A 16,995-nucleotide genomic window follows, 5' to 3' on the forward strand; every position below is an offset into this window, starting at 1 on the left:
GTCATTCTCCAGCGCGACGATAGAGGTAGCGGTAGACGTCGCGGAAACCGAATTTCTTGTAGAGGGCGATCGCGGCATGGTTGTCGGCCTCGACCGCAAGCCAGGCCTGACGGGCACCGCGCAGCCGCGCCCAGCGCAGGGACGCCTGGACGATAGAGGTTGCCACGCCTTTGCGGCGTTCGCTCGGGGCGACGGCGAGCTGTAGCAGCCCGGCGAGATCATTGTCGTGCACGACGAGGGAGACGGCGGTGGGGCCGGTTTCGGCGGTCTCGAACACGAAGAGGCCGGTTTCCGGCTTGATGGCGGCGATAATGTCGGCGAGGCCGGTCTTTTTCGAGGCATCGTCGCCGGTGACATCAAGGCGGGCATCGACGAAGCGGGCGATATCGCGGGTCGGCAGGTGCTCGAGGCCGTCATTGCTTTCGAGCGACTGGATGTCTGATATCATGACGCGGGTTTCGGCGATGCGCGACCAGCCCTTCTCGTCCATGTAATCGATCAGGGCCTGCGGGGTGAGCGGGGTCTGGCGCACGGTCAGCGCACGGCCGCCTTCGGAAAAGCGGCGGGCGGCCTTTTCCAGGCGGGCGACGATATCGCGGCTGTCGGAAGGATCGAGCGGGTTGACGGAGTTCAGCCGGCGCGAATCGTGGTTGGCGGTCAGGCGGATCAGCCAGCTGCCGTCATAGGCGACGGCATCGGCCGGCCAGGCGCGGAAGCCGACCGCTTCCAGACGCCGCACCAGGGGAAGTTCCGGGCCTGTCGTCACGTCGGGAATGCTCATCAGCTGCGGTAGTCCCCGTTGATCTCGACATATTCCTTGGTGAGATCGCAGGTGTAGACCGTCGCGGTGCCGGAGCCGAGGCCGATCTCGACGCGGATGGTGATGTCCTGTTCCTTCATGACGGCGGTCGCGGCGGCTTCCGAATAGGCGGGATCGCGCTCGCCTTCGACGGCGACGCGGACATCGCCGAACCAGATGGCGAGACGGTCGCGATCAGCCAGTTCGCCGGACTTGCCGACAGCCATGACGACGCGGCCCCAATTGGCGTCTTCGCCGGCAACCGCGGTCTTCACCAGCGGCGAATTGGCGATCGACAGGCCGATGCGCTTGGCCGCAGCATCGCTTTCGGCACCTTCGACGACGACTGACACCATCTTGCGGGCACCTTCGCCGTCGCGCACGACCTGAAGCGCAAGGTCCTTCAGGAGATCGTTGAGGGCGGCCCGGAAGCCGGCAAGGGTCGGGCTTGCGGCATCCGAGATCGGGATCTGGCCGTCATGGGCGGCGGCACCGGTGGCAAACAGCATCAGCGTGTCGGAGGTGGAGGTGTCGCTGTCGACGGTGACGGAGTTGAAGGTCGGGCCGACGCCGTCGCTCAAAAGGGCTTGAAGCGCGGCGGGGGCGATGGCGGCATCGGTGACGACGAAGGAGAGCATGGTGGCCATATCCGGCGCGATCATGCCGGCGCCCTTGGCGATGCCGTTGATCGTGACGGTGGTGCCGCCGATCTCGGCGGTTCGGGTCGCGACCTTCGGATAGGTGTCCGTTGTCATGATCGCCTTGGCGGCTTCGAGCCAGAAATCGCCGGTGCCGCGTTCGTTCATCGCGCCGAGCACGCCGGCAAACTTGGTGGCATCGAGCGGTTCGCCGATGACCCCGGTGGAGGCGAGGAAGACTTCGGTCGGCTCGCAGCCGACGGCCTCGGCGGCGGACTGTGCGGTAAGTTCCGTGGCGGCTTTGCCCTTCTTGCCGGTAAAGGCATTGGCATTGCCGGAATTGACGACGACGGCGCGGGCCGCACCGCCGGACAGATGCGCACGGCAGAGATCGACCGGAGCTGACGGGCAGCGCGAGCGGGTGAAGACGCCGGCAACGGCGGCGGGCTCGTCGAACACCATCAGCAGGACGTCGGTGCGGTTCTTGTACTTGATGCCCGCTTCGGCGGTCGCCATGCGCACGCCCCGGATGGACGGCATGGCCGGATAGGATTTCGGAGCGAGAGGAGAAACGGAACCGGACATGATCAATCCCTGCTTGAGCGCCTGCAAACGAAATCCCGAAAAGCGGCGGGCTCTCGGGATCGGTCGGATTCGGAAACGTCTTACACCAGAAAGGCATGACCGTTCAAAGACGAATGGGGCCTGCTGGATCGTGGTTACAACAGAGGTCGGAGTATTCTTGCTCTGTCGTCCCCTCTCCCCGCGTGCGGGGAGAGGGCTAGGGTGAGGGGCCGAAGCTTCGACAAATACGGAGGGAGCGGTGCTGCCCCTCATCCGGCCTGTCGGCCACCTTCTCCCCGCTCGCGGGGAGAAGGGAGATACCGCACCTTCCGCAACCTCCTCGCCTGCTTGGGAAAGAGGCCGCTCTCAGTCTTAGTTGGCCTGTTCAGCCTTGTTGGCTTCATCATAAGCCTTCTTCAGCGCCGGATCGGTGATATCGACGGCCGATTCCTTCTTGGCGGCTTCCAGCAGCGCGACGTACTTGTCGCGCATGACCAGCTGCTTGACCTGCGGCTCGACCTGATCCAGCGTCGGCGGGGCCTGGGTGCGCTTGTCTTCCAGCAGGATGACGTGATAGCCGAACTGGGTCTTGACCGGGGCTTCGGTGTACTTGCCCTTCTCCAGCTTGAAGGCGGCTTCGGAGAATTCCGGAACCATGCGGTCCTTGGTGAAATAGCCGAGATCGCCGCCATCGGCCTTGTTCGGGTCGGTCGACTTTTCCTTGGCGAGTTCGGCGAAATCCTTGCCGCCGTCGAGTTCCTTGATGACGGCCTTGGCTTCGTCTTCAGTCTTCAGAAGGATATGGCGGGCCTTCACTTCTTCCGGCGGGGTGATCTTGGAGATTTCGGCGTCGTAGCGGGCCTTGACCTCCTCGGCGGTGACGGCATCGACGACGTGCTTCTTGAAATAGGCGTTGTGCAGCTCGCGCTCGGTCAGATAGGCGATGCGCTTCTTGAAGGCTTCGTCGTTCTGCAGGCCTTCCTTGTCGGCATCCTTGGCGAGCAGCTTGACGTCGATCAGGCCGGAAAGAGCTGCAGCGCGCTTCTGGTCGTCCGGCAGCTGGGCGAGCTGCGGATCAAGGCCGGAGACGGCGAGATCGACTTCCGACTTGGTGATTTCGGCGGCGCCGACCTTCGCCACGACCGGATCGGCCGCATCTTCAGCAAGCACCGGGGCCTTGCCGGCCATCAATGCAACGAGAGCGACGGCAGCAAGCAACTTGTATTTCGACATTCTCAAACCTTTCGAGAGTGGTCATCCGAAACCGCGATCGGCGGTCGGCATACAGGCTCCACATCACCAGAATGTGGCGGTTCTGTAGCCTTTGCGCACGTCAAGTCCCGTTGACATAATTCGACCCCCCTCTTATCTGTCACGCAACCTCGCGTCCAGAACACATCCGGGCGTTTCGTCTTATTTCGCGGCTTTTGGACGCGGCAATACATGCCGGCTTGCCGGCCAGTAACAAGAAAGGACCATTCATATGGTCAGCTTCGGCGGTCTCGCCCGCAAAATCTTCGGCTCGTCCAACGACCGCCGCGTCAAGGGCTACAAGGCTCGGGTCGATGCCATAAACGCTCTCGAACCCGAGATCAAAGCGCTTTCGGATGACGCGCTGAAGGCGAAGACGGCGGAATTTCGCGCCCAGCTCGCCGAAGGCAAGACGCTGGACGACCTGCTCGTGCCGGCCTTCGCCGTCGCCCGCGAGGCGGCGCGCCGTGTTCTGGGGCTGCGCCCCTTCGACGTGCAGCTGATCGGCGGCATGATCCTGCATGAGCGCGCCATCGCCGAAATGAAGACCGGCGAAGGCAAGACGCTGGTGGCAACGTTGCCGGTCTATCTGAACGCGCTCGCCTCCAAGGGGGTGCATGTCGTGACCGTCAACGACTACCTCGCCACCCGCGACTCGGCGACCATGGGCCGTATCTACGGCTTCCTCGGGCTGACGACAGGCGTCATCGTGCATGGCCTGACCGACGAGCAGCGCCGCGACGCCTATGCCTGCGACATCACCTACGCCACCAACAACGAGCTTGGCTTCGACTATCTGCGCGACAACATGAAGTATGAGCGCAACCAGATGGTCCAGCGCGGCCACTTCTTCGCTATCGTCGACGAAGTCGACTCGATCCTGGTCGACGAAGCCCGCACGCCGCTGATCATTTCCGGTCCGCTCGACGACCGCTCCGATCTCTACAACAAGATCGACAGCTTCATTCCGCTGCTTTCGCCGGAAGATTACGAAATCGACGAGAAGCAGCGCTCGGCCAACTTCTCCGAAGACGGCACCGAGAAGCTCGAAAACCTGCTGCGCGACGCGGGCCTGCTGAAGGGTGAATCGCTCTACGACGTCGAGAACGTCGCGATCGTCCACCACGTCAACAACGCGCTGAAGGCCCACAAGCTGTTCCAGCGCGACAAGGACTACATCGTCCGCGGCGACGAGATCGTCATCATCGACGAATTCACCGGCCGTATGATGCCGGGCCGTCGCTACTCCGAAGGCCAGCATCAGGCGCTGGAAGCCAAGGAAAAGGTGACCATCCAGCCGGAAAACCAGACGCTGGCCTCGATCACATTCCAGAACTATTTCCGCATGTACAAGAAGCTCGGCGGCATGACCGGCACGGCTTCGACGGAAGCGGAAGAATTCGGCAACATCTACGGCCTCGAAGTCATCGAAGTGCCGACCAACCTGCCGATCAAGCGTATCGACGAGGACGACGAGGTCTACCGGACCGCCGACGAGAAATACAAGGCGATCCTGGCCGAGATCAAGGACGCCCACGACCGCGGCCAGCCGGTTCTGGTCGGCACCACCTCGATCGAAAAATCCGAACTGCTGGCCGAGCTTCTGAAACGGACCGGCTTTACCAAATTCCAGGTTCTGAACGCCCGTTATCACGAGCAGGAAGCCTATATCGTCAGCCAGGCCGGCGTGCCCGGCGCCGTCACCATCGCCACCAACATGGCTGGCCGTGGTACCGACATCCAGCTCGGCGGCAATGTCGACATGCGCATCGAGGCCGAACTCGCCGAAGTCGAGCCGGGTCCGGAGCGCGACGCCCGCGAGGCGGCGATTCGGCAGGAAATCGGCAAGCTCAAGGAACAGGCGCTGGCCGCCGGCGGCCTTTATGTTCTGGCCACCGAACGCCACGAAAGCCGTCGTATCGACAACCAGCTGCGCGGCCGTTCCGGCCGTCAGGGCGACCCCGGCCGCTCGAAATTCTTCCTGTCTCTGCAGGACGACCTGATGCGCATCTTCGGCTCCGACCGCATGGATTCGATGCTGCAAAAGCTGGGTCTGAAGGAAGGCGAGGCCATCGTCCATCCCTGGATCAACAAGGCGCTGGAACGTGCCCAGAAGAAGGTCGAAGCCCGCAACTTCGACACGCGCAAGAACCTTCTGAAGTATGACGACGTGCTGAACGACCAGCGCAAGGTGATCTTCGAGCAGCGCATCGAGATGATGGATGCGACCGATCTCGAAGAGACGATCGCCGACATGCGCCATGAGGTCATCGAAGACATCGTTTCCCGCCGCATCCCGGAAAAGGCCTATGCCGAACAATGGGATACCGAGGGGCTGAAGACGGACGTGCAGACCCAGCTGAACCTCGACCTGCCGGTCGTCGAGTGGGCCGGCGAGGAAGGCATCGACGATGCCGATATCCGCGAGCGCATCACGGCGGCTGCCGATGCCGCCGCGACCGACCGCGCCGAGCGGTTCGGGCCGGAAATCATGCGCTATGTCGAGCGTTCGGTGCTGCTGCAGACGCTCGATCATCTGTGGCGCGAGCATATCGTCAACCTCGACCACCTGCGTTCGGTCATCGGTTTCCGCGGCTATGCCCAGCGTGACCCGCTGCAGGAATACAAGGCGGAAGCCTTCGAGCTGTTCCAGGCGCTGCTGGCCAACCTGCGCCAGGCTGTGACCTCGCAGATGATGCGCGTCGAACTGGTGCGCGAAGCGGCTGAAGCGCCGCAGCCGGTGCCGCCGGCGATGGAAGGCCATCATATCGACCCGGTCACCGGCGAGGACGACTTCAGCGAGGGCGCCCTGCCGGTCGTAGCGCCGGAAAACCGCGATCCGAAGAACCCGCTGAGCTGGGGCCGCGTCTCGCGCAACGAGGCCTGCCCCTGTGGTTCGGGCAAGAAGTACAAGCACTGCCACGGGGCTTACGAGGCCTGATACGGGGCTTTGATTGGAATGCGAGATGCCGCCTTCGGGCGGCATTTTCGTTTGTATATGCGGGCGCCCGCGGCGCCGCCACACGCTTTGTTAACGCTGATCTGCCAAAACTCTGATCCTGTTTTGCGTTCTATGCGGGTACGGCTTGTGTTCACGGCGGCATGTCAGACGGCTGGGCGAATTCTTCCGCCGGCGGCCAGGGAGCGGCTGGCAGCGCTTGGCGTCACCCTCCGCACCATCCTGACCGCCAGCGACCCCAGGCACATCGCCCAGCGCATGGCGCTCGTCGCCTTCGCCATCCGCATCGTCAGCGCGGCCATCGCCTTCGCCTCGCAGATCATCCTCGCCCGGCTGATGGGCGAGTTCGAATACGGCATCTATGTCTTTGTCTGGGTGCTGGTGGTGCTGTTCGGCAATCTGTCCTGCCTCGGCTTCCACACCGCGATCATCCGCTTTTTGCCGCAGTATCATGCGCAGGACGCACTGCCGGAAATCCGCGGGCTCACGACGACGGTGCGGGTCTTCGCGCTGGTTTCAGCGAGCGTTCTGGCCTTCGTCGGGATCGTCGGGCTCTGGCTCTTCGGGCACCTGATCGAGGGCTATTATCTGGTGCCGCTTTACCTCGGCATCTTCACGCTGCCGATGATCGCGCTGAACGACGTGATGGACGGTACCTCGCGCGCCCATAGCTGGGCGATCTCGGCCTTGAGCCCGACCTATCTCATCCGGCCGCTGCTGATGCTGGCGCTGATGGTGCTTGCCGTGGTCGGCGGGGCGGAGCCGACGGCGAAGACCGGCATGATCACCGCGATGGCGGCGACCTATCTCACCAGCATCACCCAGTTCTTCATCCTGACCTGGCGGCTGCGGCGGCGCTATGTCGCCGGGCCGCGACGGATCGAGTTCGGCACCTGGATCAGGGTGGCGCTGCCGATCTTCCTGATCGAGGGGTTCGGCTTCATGCTGACCAATTCGGACGTCGTCATCGTCGGGCTCTATCTCGACCCGGAAAGCGTGGCGATCTATTTTGCGGCGGCCAAGACCATGGCGCTGGTGCATTTCGTCAGCTTTTCGGTGAAGGCGGCGGCCGGCCCCCGCTTTTCGTCCGCCATGGCAAGCCCGGATCGCCTGCAGCTCGCCCATATCGCCATCGAGAGCGCCAAATGGACCTTCTGGCCGTCGTTGGCCGTCGGAGGGCTGGTCTTGCTGTTCGGCACCTTCCTACTCTCGCTGTTCGGGCCGGCCTTCGTTGCCGGCTGGCCGCTCATGGCGATCCTCTATGCAGGGGCGATGGCCAAGGCGGTGGTCGGGCCTGCCGAAGCCTTTCTCACCATGGCGGGGCGGCAGAAGCTCTGCGTCGTGCTCTACGCGCTGGCGCTGACGTCGAACCTCCTTCTCAACGTGACCCTCATCCCGCTTTTCGGGCTGACCGGGGCTGCCTTTGCGACTGCGGGCGCCATGGTCGCCGAGGCGATCCTTCTCCATCTGGCGGTGCGCCGCACCTTCGGCTTCAGCCTGTTTGCTTTTGCCGATCCACACGCCAGCAACATCCGTGCGGAGGCAGCATCATGATCGGCAATCCCAACTTTCCCGACGACGCCAACAGCCATGGCGCAAGGCTTCTCGGCGGCCTGATACCGCCCGCGCCGGAGCGGCCGAATGCCGACCGGTCCATCACCGTCGGCAGGCCGGGGCGCGAACTGTGCCTCTACCCCGCCAAGGCGGGATACGACCTGCAGGAGGAACTCGATTTCCTCTCCAACCGGGCGATGGAGCCGAACGTGTTCTTCACCGGCCGTTTCCTCGCACCGGCCATGCCGCGGCTGGAAGACCGCGTCGTGCGCCTCGCGCTGATCCGCGACAATGATGCGCGCCGCAGCCGGCTGCGCTTCCTGATGCCCTATTCCATCGACAAGCCCGGCTTTTCCATCGGCAGCCCGATCATTCGCGCCTGGTCGAACCCGTTCGGGCCGCTCGGCGTGCCGCTGCTCGATGCCGAGGAAGCCGCCGAGACCATCGACAACCTGCTCGAAGGCCTGGCGCTGCCCGCTGCCGGACTGCCGCCGGTGCTGGTGCTGCCGGATATCCGGCTGAAGGGCAAGTTCGCCCAGTTGCTGCGCGCCGTCGCCATCGGCCGCAACCTGCCGCTGACCGTCACCGACACGTTCGAGCGACCGATGCTGGAGAGCTTGCTCGACGGCGATGCCTATCTGCGCAAGTCGATCACCGGCCCGCGGCTGAAGGAGTTGCGGCGGCTGTGGAAGAAGCTGGAGGAACAGGGCAACCTCACCTACACCGTCGCCCGCCAGCCGGAGGAAATCCGCCTGCGCATGGAGGAGTTTCTGGCGCTGGAGGCGGCGGGCTGGAAGGGCAAGGGCCGCACCGCCATGGTGCAGGACCGCTACCACGCCGCCTTTGCCCGCGAAGCCATCACCAATCTTGCCGAGGCCGACAGCGTGCGCATCCACACGCTCGATCTCAATGGCGTCGCGATCGCTTCGATGGTCGTGTTCATGATGGCCGGCGATGCCTATACGTGGAAGACGGCGTATGACGAGACTTTCGCCCGTTTCTCGCCGGGCAAGCTGCTGCTCGCCCAGCTCACCGAATGGCACCTCGACGATGCCAATATCCTGCGCTCGGACAGCTGCGCCGTGCCGGACCATCCGATGATCGGCCGCATGTGGGACGAGCGCGAGGAAATGGGCACGCTGATCATCGGCCTGCAGGAAAACCGGGACCGGGAAGTGCGGCAGGTGGGCGCGCAGCTGCATCTCTATCGCAACACGCGGAACATGGCGAAGCTGCTGCGGGACAAGATAAGGCATCTGGCGGCGCGGTAAGGGCGGCCAGATGCGGGAATGGATGGCAGGCGGCTCAGCCCCTGCGTTTCGCCATGTAAGGCAGGGCAAACAGGTAAAGCCCGCTGAACAGCAGCAGAAACAGCGGCAACAGTGGCGAATAGACGATCCATGCCGGCGGCTGGCCGAAGGCCATGGTGGCGAAATTGGCGGCGACTGTCAGGGTGAAGATGATCGATATCCATCGATGGGCCGGCCGGATGGATTTGTTCCAGCTCATGAATGTGGTCTCCAAATGGGGCACTGGTGCGGAACAGGGTGGGCTCTCACGCTTTTGCGCCCACCATGTTCCGCGTGAGGGTGTCGTTCAATTAAGGGTGGCTGCGAGCCTATCGAGCTTTTCCAGGAAGCCCTGCCAACCGTGGCGAGCGCCGTGGAAGGCCTGCGTCTGATCCGGCAGGAAGCCGGTCTGCTCCATGCGCAGATGGGTGCCTTTGGCGGTCGGTGTCAGGGTCAGCGTCACCACGCTTCTGAGGTTATAGGCCCTGTCTTCGTGGACATGGTTCCAGGTGTAGGACAGCCGCTGGCCGGGCTCGACGACCAGCACTTCACAGTCCAAGACACCGCCCCATTCGCCACGCAGGTTGAAGCGATGGCCGACAATGGGGGCGAAGTCGTTGCTCATCAGCCATTCCGCGATCAGGTGCGGCTGGGTCAGAGCGCGCCAGAGTTTTTCGGGCGGATGCGGCATCTCGCGCTCGACGGTTACGGTTCGGGTTTCGGTCAGCATCTCGGTCATTGATCCATCCTGTTCAGCAAATCTTCGAGGGCGTCGAACTTTTTCTCCCAGAAGCCGGTCATCTCCTGCGCCCAGTCGATGAGGGGAGCCAGCGCGGCATAGTCGGCGCTGTAATGGGTCTGGCGGCCTTCGTGGCGGTCGCGCACGAGGCCGGCGCGCTTGAGGGAGGCAAGGTGCTTGGAGACGACGGGTTGGGACACCCCGGCTCCGGCCGTCAGGACGCCGACCGTCCTCTCCCCTTCCCGGCACAGGCGTTCGAAGATCGCCCGCCGTGTGGGATCGGCCAATGTCCTAAAAATTTCATCGCGCGCGGTGGCCATCGAAATTCATACCCATTCAGCTATGAATTGATATATAGCTGAATGGCTATGAATTTGTCAAGCGACGTTTTGGATGGAAAGAGGGTCTGCTGGTGGTGCCGTATCCGCGAAAACGGAGGCAATGTTCCGGTTCGTCGTCCCATTGACGAGAGCATTTTTCATCGCGATAGGGGCGAGCCGAAAAATGTGCTAAGCGCCAGCGAATAACAACAGGAGTGCAATCGTGAGCGAACCGACCGTAGCAGAGGCAACAAACCGCATTTATGAATCGCTTCAGGCGGACAATGCCGACATCGATGCGCATATCGCGGTTCTCAAGGCAGCATTGACGCGGGCGGGTTTGAAAGAGGCCGTATTCGACCCGGCCAGGCTCGTGCAGAACAATCGCTCTGGCAGAAAGCTGATGCAGGCCTACTTTCGGCAGCGCGGCGTCGTGGTGACATTCTCGGCTTCGTGAAGCCCTGCGATGACGTCGGGTGCCGGTTGAAGTGCCGCATCCATCCCGAGGCGTGAGCTGCCGAAGTCATTCGGCGGCTTTCGGCCTAAATCGGCCTCACCCCGCCAAAAGCCCCTCGCCCGCGCCCTCTGCCGCCGCCTTCTCGCGCAGGAAGCGGCGGATGATCTTGCCGGAGGTGGTCATCGGCAGGTCGGCGACGAATTCGATTTCGCGGGGATATTCGTGCATCGACAACCGGGTCTTCACCCAGTCGCGGATATCTTCCGCCAAAGCCCGTGACGGCGCCTGCCCTTCCCTCAAAACCACGTAGGCCTTGACGATTTCGGTGCGCAGCGCGTCGGTTTTGCCGATGGCGGCGGCCATGCGGATGGCGGGGTGGCCGGTCAGGCAATCCTCGATCTCGCTCGGGCCGATGCGGTAACCCGACGAGGTGATGACGTCGTCGTCGCGGCCGATGAAGGTGACGTAGCCCTCCGCATCCATCGTACCCTGGTCGCCGGTGGTCATCCACTCGCCGATGAACTTGGCGGCGGTAGCCGGCTCGTTCTGCCAGTAGCCGAGAAACATCACCGGATCGGGACGACGCACGGCGACCTGACCGACGGAACCGGGTGGAAGCACCCTGCCCTCGGCATCGATGATTGCAACGTCGTGGCCGGGGGCGGCCTTGCCCATCGAGCCGGGCTTCAGCACGCCGAGATGGGCGGCTGAGGAGAGCACGATGTTGCACTCTGTCTGGCCGTAAAACTCGTTGACGGGAACGCCAAGGGCTTTCGAGGAGGCTTCCCAGGTCTGGCGGCCCAGGGATTCGCCGGCGGAACCGACGGTGCGCAGATCGAAGGCGTAGGATGCGCGCGGGTTTTCCACCGCCTGCATCAGCCGCAGCGCCGTCGGCGGGATGAAGGCATTGCGCACCTTCATTTCTGAGAGAATACGGAAAGCCACGTGCGGATCGAATTTCTGCGCCGGCGAGGAGACGACGGGAACGCCAAGCAGCAGGGACGGCAGGAGTGCGTTCAACAGGCCACCGGCCCAGGCCCAGTCGGCGGGCGTCCACATACGGTCTCCCGGCTGCGGCAGGTCGGCGTGGTGGAACTGGAAGCCGGGGATATGGCCGAGCAGCACCCGGTGGCCGTGCAGCGCGCCCTTGGGCGGGCCTGTGGTGCCCGACGTGTAGATCATCATCGCCGGATCGTTCGGGCCGGTATCGCAGGGAACGAAGGAGCCGGGATGGCCTTCCGACAGAGCCTCGAAGGCGGTCTCGCCCTGTCCTGCGACGAGGATGACGTGGCGAAGGCCGGGCAGGCGATCGCGCACCGCGGCGATCTTTTCCAGGCCGAAGCTGTTGGTGACGACGGCAACGGCACCGGCGTCGCGCAGGCGGTATTCCAGCGCCTCGACGCCGAAGAGCAGCGCCAGCGGCAGGGCGACGGCACCGGCCTTGTAGATGCCGGCATGGGCGATCGCGGCTTCGAAGCCCTGCGGCAGCAGGATCGCCACGCGATCGACGCGGGTTACGCCAAGCGCAGCCAAGCCTGCGGCGAAGGACGAGGATTTGCGGGCATAATCGCCATAGGTCAGCGATTGGTGCGCGCCATCCGGACTGAAATGCTGAAGGCAGATGCGATCCGGTTCGCGCACCGCCCAAGCGTCGCTGACGGCGACGCCGATGTTGAAGCGGTCAGGGATCTGCCAGCGGAAATCGCGCCGGACGTCGTCGTAGGAGCTGCGGACAGGAAGCATGGCACGCTCATCTGGTTTTGCTGCGATGCAGCTAACACGGAGCGGCGCACAAATTCAATGTCCCGAATTCTGGCCCGTCCCTCAGGACTGGAAGACGATGTCGGTGCAATCGCGGTCGCTGAGCGCCCCGAGAAGTTCGTCCTGCGTTTCGTAGCCCGCGAGGAAGAGATCGATGATGGCGCCGGCGGCCTTGACGCCCTCATGGCTGCGCAGGCGGATGCTGCGCTCGGCGCACCAGGAGAACAAGGCACCCGAAAGCGCATCCATATCGTCGAAAGCGGCTGTATGAACCTGAGACATGAGCAACCCCCTTTTTTTGCGGCCGTTCGAAAAACCGTGACGCAAGCCTGACGCAGGATGGCGCATTTTGGCAAATGGCTTGCGTTATGGCGGTTAACACCGCGCTGAAATCCCGTAGGAAAGGAGGGGAAATGGATAGGACCGTGCCGAAACGGGACATTCGGCCCCACGCGCCGCCCGCGAGTTGCCGCCTCCGGGGAAACCTGTCTCGAATCGGCCGGGCCGAGATTGAGGTTTCCGAATTCCGTCCGGCTGGACGGTTTCGTATAAAAGGCATGAAAAAGCCTCCCGCCGGGTCCGGCGGGAGGCTTCGGTTCGTTCGTATCGGCCTTTCGGCGTCTTTCTTAGACGTCGTAGTAGGCGGCGATGATGGCGTCGAGCTGCGGAGTGCTCATCGCCTGCATCTGGGCCGAGGTGAAGGCATCGAGCTGGGTGTTGGTCAGCGTGTTGATGTCGGCAGTCGACAGACCGGCGAGCGCCGAGGTGCCGATCGCCGCGATTTCGGTCGCGTCGAAGGTTGCGAGGTCTTCGGTTTCGAGCGCTCCGATGCCGGTCGCCGTCAGCGAGGCGATCTGCGCCGTGCCCCAGGCAGCAACCTGTGTGGACGACAGCGAGGTGACCTGCGTCGAGCTGAGGCCGGCGACCTGACCCGTGGTCATCATGCCCACCTGCGCGGCAGACAGGGCGCTCATGGCGAGAGCGGTCATCTGCTTGGCCGAGAGGGCGGCGATCTGGGTGCTATCCCAGCCGGAGATCTCGTCGGAGGTCAGCGCACCGATCTGGGTGCTGCTCAGCCCGGCGATCTGGCCGGTGGTGAGGCCGGCGCCCTGGGTGCTGCCGAGTGCCAGCAGGTTGGCGGTCGAGAGGCCTGCAAGCGCCTTGTTGCTGATCGCGGCGATATCGGCGGCGTCGAAGGTCGCCATGTCGGCGGTTTCGAGGCCGGAGATGCCAGCGGCCGAGAGAGCGGCGATCTGTGTGCTGCTCCAGGCGGCGATCTGGTCGGTCGAGAGCGAGGCGACCTGGGCGGAACCGAGCGAAGCGATCTGCGTCGTCGTCAGCATGCCGAACTGGGTCGAGGACAGCTGAGTGATGTCCATCGCAGCGATCTGCTTGACCGAGAGCGCTGCAACCTGGGTGCTGCCCCAGCCGGCGATCTCGTCCGAGGTCAGGGCTGCGACCTGGCTCGTGCCGAGCACCGCGATCTGGCCTGTGGTGAGGCCTGCACCCTGAACGCTGCCGAGGGCGCCGATATTGGCGGCCGACAGGCCGGCGAGACCCTTGTTGCTGATGGCGGCGATGTCGGCAGCGTCGAAGGTCGCCATGTCGGCGGTTTCGAGGCCGGCGACGCCGGCAGCCGAGAGCGCGGCAATCTGGGCCGTCGAGAAGGCAGCGAGCTGGTCGGTCGAGAGCGACGTGACCTGGGTGCTGGTGAGGCTGGCGATCTGCGTCGAGGTCAGCATGCCGGCCTGGGTCGAGGACAGCTGCGTCAGGTCGAGCGCGGCGATCTGCTTGGCGGAAAGGGCGCCGACCTGGGCGCTGGTCCAGCCGGAGATTTCATCCGAGGTGAGCGAACCGATCTGGGTGGAGCTGAGCGCTGCGATCTGACCGCTGGTGAGGCCGGCACCCTGGGCGCTGCCGAGAGCGGCGATGTTGGTGGTCGTCAGACCGGCGATCGCCTTGGTGCCGATGGCGGCGATATCCGCTGCATCGAAGGTGGCGATGTCGTCGGTACCGAGAGCGGCAAGCGCCGTCGAGGTGAGCGAGCCAATCTGCGCCGTCGAAAGCGAGGCAACCTGATCGGTCGAGAGCGCGCCGGCTTGCGTCGAACTCAGGACTGCGATCTGGGCGGAGGTCAGCATGCCGGCCTGAGCCGAGGACAGCTGGGTAACGTCGACCGATGCGAACTGCTTGGCCGTCAGCGCGCCGACCTGGGTGCTGTCCCAGCCGACCATCTGCGCGGTGGTGAGACCGGCAACCTGGGTGTTGCTGAGGGCGCTGATCTGGCCCGTGGTCAGCATGGCGGCCTGGGTCGAGGACAGCTGGGCAAGAGCAAGCGAGGTGACCTGCTTGGTCGAGAGGGCCTGGATCTGGCCGCTGGTCCAGCCGCTGATCTCATCCGAGGTCAACGAGCCGACCTGGGCCGTGCTGAGGGCTGCGATCTGGCCGGTGGTGAAGCCGACGCCCTGGGCGCTGCCGAGGGCAGCGATGTTGGCGGTGGCAAGACCGGCGAGAGCCTTGGTGCTCAGCGCAGCGATATCGGCCGAGTCGAAGGTCGCCATATCGGCGGTTTCGAGACCGGCGACACCGGCAGACGAGAGCGCGCCGATCTGGGCGGTGCTCCACGAGGCGATCTGGTCGGTCGACAGCGCCGAGACCTGGGTGCTGGTGAGACCGGCGACCTGTGCGGTCGTCAGCATGCCGGCCTGGGTCGAGGACAGCTGCGTCAGGTCGAGGGCGGCGATCTGCTTGGCAGAAAGAGCACCGACCTGGGCGCTGTTCCAGCCGGAGATCTCATCCGAGGTCAGCGCACCGATCTGGGTGGAGCTGAGGGCGGCGATCTGGCCCGTGGTGAGGCCGGCGCCCTGGGCGCTGCCGAGAGCGGTGATGTTGGCGGTCGTCAGACCGGCGATCGCCTTGGTGTTGATGGCGGCGATATCGGCGGCATCGAAGGTGGCGATATCGTCGGTGCCGAGGGCGCCGAGCGCGGTCGAGGTGAGCGCTGCAATCTGCGTCGTCGAGAAGGCGGCGAGCTGGTCGGTGGAGAGCGCGCCGGCCTGGGTGGAATTGAGGACGGCAACCTGGCCGGCCGTCAGCATGCCGGCCTGGGCCGAGGACAGCTGGGTGACGTCGAGCGACGGGACCTGCTTGGTTGTGAGCGCTGCGACCTGGGTGCTATCCCAGCCGCCGAGCTGTGCGGTGGTGAGGCCTGCGACCTGGGTGGTGCTGAGCGCGCCGATTTGGCCCGTGGTCAGCATGGCGGCCTGGGCCGAGGAGAGCTGGGCAAGAGCGAGCGAGGTGACCTGCTTGGTCGAAAGTGCCTGGATCTGGGCGCTGGTCCAGCCGCTGATCTCATCCGAGGTCAGCGTGCCGACCTGGGCGGTGCTGAGCACGGCGATCTGGCCGGTGGTGAGGCCGGCGCCCTGGGCGCTGCCGAGAGCGGCGATGTTGGCGGTGGCGAGACCTGCCAGAGCCTTCGTGGCGAGGGCGGCGATATCGGCGGCATCGAAGGTCGCCATGTCTTCCGTCTGAAGACCGGCAACGCCGGAAGACGACAGGGCGCCGATCTGCGCCGTCGAGAAGGCGGCGATCTGGTCCGTCGACAGGGCTGCGACCTGGGCGCTGGTAAGACCGGCGACCTGGGCGGTCGTCAGCATGCCGGCCTGGGCCGAAGAAAGCTGCGTGAGATCGAGGGCGGCGACCTGCTTGACCGACAGCGCGCCGACCTGGGCGCTGCTCCAGCCGCTGATCTCATCCGAGGTCAGGACGGCGACCTGGGCGAGGCTCAGGGCACCGATCTGGCCGGTGGTGAGGCCGGCGCCCTGGGCGCTGCCGAGAGCCTGGAGGTTTGCGGTCGAAAGGCCGGCAAGGGCCTTGCTGCTGATGGCGGCGATATCGGCGGCATCGAATGTGGCGATGTCTTCGGAGGCGAGCGCACCGAGGGCGGCCGACGACAGGGCGCCGATCTGCGCCGTCGAGAAGGCGGCGACCTGATCCGAGGAGAGCGAGGTGATCTGGGTACCCGTCAGGCCTGCGACCTGCGAGGTCGTCAGCATGCCGGCCTGGGTCGAGGAAAGCTGGGTAAGGTCGAGGGCGGCGATCTGCTTGGCCGAGAGGGCGGCGATCTGGGTGCTGGACCAGCTGCTGATGTCGGCGGAGGTCAGAGCGGCGATCTGGGTGGACCCCATGGCGGCGATCTGGGTGCTGGAGAGCATGCCGAACTGGGCGCTGGATAGCTGCGTGACATCCATGGCGGCGATCTGCTTGGCCGAGATGACGCCGATCTGGGCGCTGTTCCAGTTGTCGATGTCAGCGGAGGTCAGCTGGGCCATGACGCCGGTGGTGAGAGTCTTGATCTGGTCGGTCGTGATGTTGTCGAGCCAGGACGAAAGCACGGCGATCTGGTCGGTGCGCAGGCCGGTGATGGCGCTGGCGGAAACCGCGCTCATCGTCAGGGCCGCGATATCCTGGGTCTCCATCGCATTGATCTGCGTGGAGGTGAGAGCGCCGACCTGAGCGGTGCTCATCGCCGCCATGTCGTCGGTCGTCAATGCGCGGATCGACGTGGTGGACAGCGACCGGATCTGGGCGGTGGTAAGGGAGGAAATGATAGACGTCATGGACTCGGGCCCCCAAGTTCTGAACTGAAAAACGTCGTTCTTCCG

Annotated in this window: 13 protein-coding genes; 4 read left to right on the top strand and 9 right to left on the bottom strand. The window is 64.5% G+C overall.

The genetic code is table 11. The features are described from left to right. Position 1 precedes the first annotated feature (1 nt). From ASC86_RS11475 to ASC86_RS11485, 3 genes are all read right to left on the bottom strand, one after another. On the bottom strand, positions 2-781 hold the full coding sequence (locus tag ASC86_RS11475) for a GNAT family N-acetyltransferase (RefSeq protein WP_056320743.1): 780 nt from the start codon (positions 779-781) through the stop codon (positions 2-4). Further along, the gene (gene argJ / locus ASC86_RS11480) at positions 781-2,022 is read right to left on the bottom strand and encodes a bifunctional glutamate N-acetyltransferase/amino-acid acetyltransferase ArgJ (protein WP_056320930.1); all 1,242 of its coding nucleotides are present in this window, start codon (positions 2,020-2,022) and stop codon (positions 781-783) included. Before argJ ends, ASC86_RS11475 begins: the two co-directional genes overlap by 1 nt. Positions 2,023-2,373: 351 nt before the next feature. Next, positions 2,374-3,234 (bottom strand): peptidylprolyl isomerase, encoded by an 861-nt coding sequence (locus ASC86_RS11485; RefSeq protein WP_056320747.1) that lies wholly within the window; start codon positions 3,232-3,234, stop codon positions 2,374-2,376. A gap of 250 nt (positions 3,235-3,484) precedes the next feature. Here ASC86_RS11485 and secA point away from each other — a divergent pair, with 250 nt between their 5' ends. The 3 genes from secA (at position 3,485) to ASC86_RS11500 (ending at position 9,036) form a co-directional block, all read left to right on the top strand. Beyond that, the gene (secA, locus tag ASC86_RS11490) at positions 3,485-6,193 is read left to right on the top strand and encodes a preprotein translocase subunit SecA (RefSeq protein ID WP_056320749.1); all 2,709 of its coding nucleotides are present in this window, start codon (positions 3,485-3,487) and stop codon (positions 6,191-6,193) included. A 132-nt stretch (positions 6,194-6,325) separates the two neighbouring features. Then, on the top strand, positions 6,326-7,765 hold the full coding sequence (locus tag ASC86_RS11495) for a lipopolysaccharide biosynthesis protein (RefSeq protein WP_156387011.1): 1,440 nt from the start codon (positions 6,326-6,328) through the stop codon (positions 7,763-7,765). Then, positions 7,762-9,036, top strand: coding sequence for a GNAT family N-acetyltransferase (locus ASC86_RS11500; RefSeq protein WP_056320751.1), 1,275 nt, complete (start codon positions 7,762-7,764; stop codon positions 9,034-9,036). The genes ASC86_RS11495 and ASC86_RS11500 overlap by 4 nt, the downstream gene beginning before the upstream one ends. Positions 9,037-9,070: 34 nt before the next feature. On the opposite strand, the gene ASC86_RS11505 is transcribed toward ASC86_RS11500, so the two are convergent. From ASC86_RS11505 to ASC86_RS11515, 3 genes are all read right to left on the bottom strand, one after another. Next, on the bottom strand, positions 9,071-9,274 hold the full coding sequence (locus ASC86_RS11505; protein ID WP_056320754.1) for a hypothetical protein: 204 nt from the start codon (positions 9,272-9,274) through the stop codon (positions 9,071-9,073). 87 nt (positions 9,275-9,361) lie between these two features. Continuing rightward, positions 9,362-9,793 carry an SRPBCC domain-containing protein gene (locus ASC86_RS11510; RefSeq protein WP_056320756.1) on the bottom strand — a complete coding sequence of 144 codons (432 nt, stop codon included), beginning with the start codon at positions 9,791-9,793 and terminating at the stop codon, positions 9,362-9,364. Continuing rightward, the gene (locus ASC86_RS11515; RefSeq protein WP_056320758.1) at positions 9,790-10,113 is read right to left on the bottom strand and encodes a metalloregulator ArsR/SmtB family transcription factor; all 324 of its coding nucleotides are present in this window, start codon (positions 10,111-10,113) and stop codon (positions 9,790-9,792) included. Before ASC86_RS11515 ends, ASC86_RS11510 begins: the two co-directional genes overlap by 4 nt. Positions 10,114-10,333: 220 nt before the next feature. Here ASC86_RS11515 and ASC86_RS11520 point away from each other — a divergent pair, with 220 nt between their 5' ends. Then, positions 10,334-10,570 carry a hypothetical protein gene (locus ASC86_RS11520; RefSeq protein WP_082510095.1) on the top strand — a complete coding sequence of 79 codons (237 nt, stop codon included), beginning with the start codon at positions 10,334-10,336 and terminating at the stop codon, positions 10,568-10,570. Between the two features lie 96 nt (positions 10,571-10,666). On the opposite strand, the gene ASC86_RS11525 is transcribed toward ASC86_RS11520, so the two are convergent. From ASC86_RS11525 to ASC86_RS11535, 3 genes are all read right to left on the bottom strand, one after another. Next, the gene (locus ASC86_RS11525) at positions 10,667-12,313 is read right to left on the bottom strand and encodes an AMP-binding protein (RefSeq protein ID WP_056320764.1); all 1,647 of its coding nucleotides are present in this window, start codon (positions 12,311-12,313) and stop codon (positions 10,667-10,669) included. Positions 12,314-12,394: 81 nt separating this feature from the next. After that, entirely contained in the window at positions 12,395-12,613 is a 219-nt protein-coding gene (locus ASC86_RS11530; RefSeq protein ID WP_056320767.1) for a hypothetical protein, read from the bottom strand. Between the two features lie 344 nt (positions 12,614-12,957). Continuing rightward, positions 12,958-16,950, bottom strand: a complete 3,993-nt coding sequence (locus ASC86_RS11535) for a hypothetical protein (protein ID WP_156387012.1) — start codon at positions 16,948-16,950, stop codon at positions 12,958-12,960. Between the last annotated feature and the right edge of the window lie 45 nt (positions 16,951-16,995).

The organism is Rhizobium sp. Root1212 (assembly GCF_001424985.1).
Taxonomy (GTDB): Bacteria; Pseudomonadota; Alphaproteobacteria; order Rhizobiales; family Rhizobiaceae; genus Pararhizobium.

Excerpts from the sequence above, each read along its gene's own strand:
- ASC86_RS11475 (WP_056320743.1), bottom strand. The coding sequence starts at position 781 with ATGAGCATTCCCGACGTGACGACAGGCCCGGAACTTCCCCTGGTGCGG.
- argJ (WP_056320930.1), bottom strand. The coding sequence starts at position 2,022 with ATGTCCGGTTCCGTTTCTCCTCTCGCTCCGAAATCCTATCCGGCCATG.
- ASC86_RS11485 (WP_056320747.1), bottom strand. The coding sequence starts at position 3,234 with ATGTCGAAATACAAGTTGCTTGCTGCCGTCGCTCTCGTTGCATTGATG.
- secA (WP_056320749.1), top strand. The coding sequence starts at position 3,485 with ATGGTCAGCTTCGGCGGTCTCGCCCGCAAAATCTTCGGCTCGTCCAAC.
- ASC86_RS11495 (WP_156387011.1), top strand. The coding sequence starts at position 6,326 with ATGCGGGTACGGCTTGTGTTCACGGCGGCATGTCAGACGGCTGGGCGA.
- ASC86_RS11500 (WP_056320751.1), top strand. The coding sequence starts at position 7,762 with ATGATCGGCAATCCCAACTTTCCCGACGACGCCAACAGCCATGGCGCA.
- ASC86_RS11505 (WP_056320754.1), bottom strand. The coding sequence starts at position 9,274 with ATGAGCTGGAACAAATCCATCCGGCCGGCCCATCGATGGATATCGATC.
- ASC86_RS11510 (WP_056320756.1), bottom strand. The coding sequence starts at position 9,793 with ATGACCGAGATGCTGACCGAAACCCGAACCGTAACCGTCGAGCGCGAG.
- ASC86_RS11515 (WP_056320758.1), bottom strand. The coding sequence starts at position 10,113 with ATGGCCACCGCGCGCGATGAAATTTTTAGGACATTGGCCGATCCCACA.
- ASC86_RS11525 (WP_056320764.1), bottom strand. The coding sequence starts at position 12,313 with ATGCTTCCTGTCCGCAGCTCCTACGACGACGTCCGGCGCGATTTCCGC.
- ASC86_RS11530 (WP_056320767.1), bottom strand. The coding sequence starts at position 12,613 with ATGTCTCAGGTTCATACAGCCGCTTTCGACGATATGGATGCGCTTTCG.
- ASC86_RS11535 (WP_156387012.1), bottom strand. The coding sequence starts at position 16,950 with ATGACGTCTATCATTTCCTCCCTTACCACCGCCCAGATCCGGTCGCTG.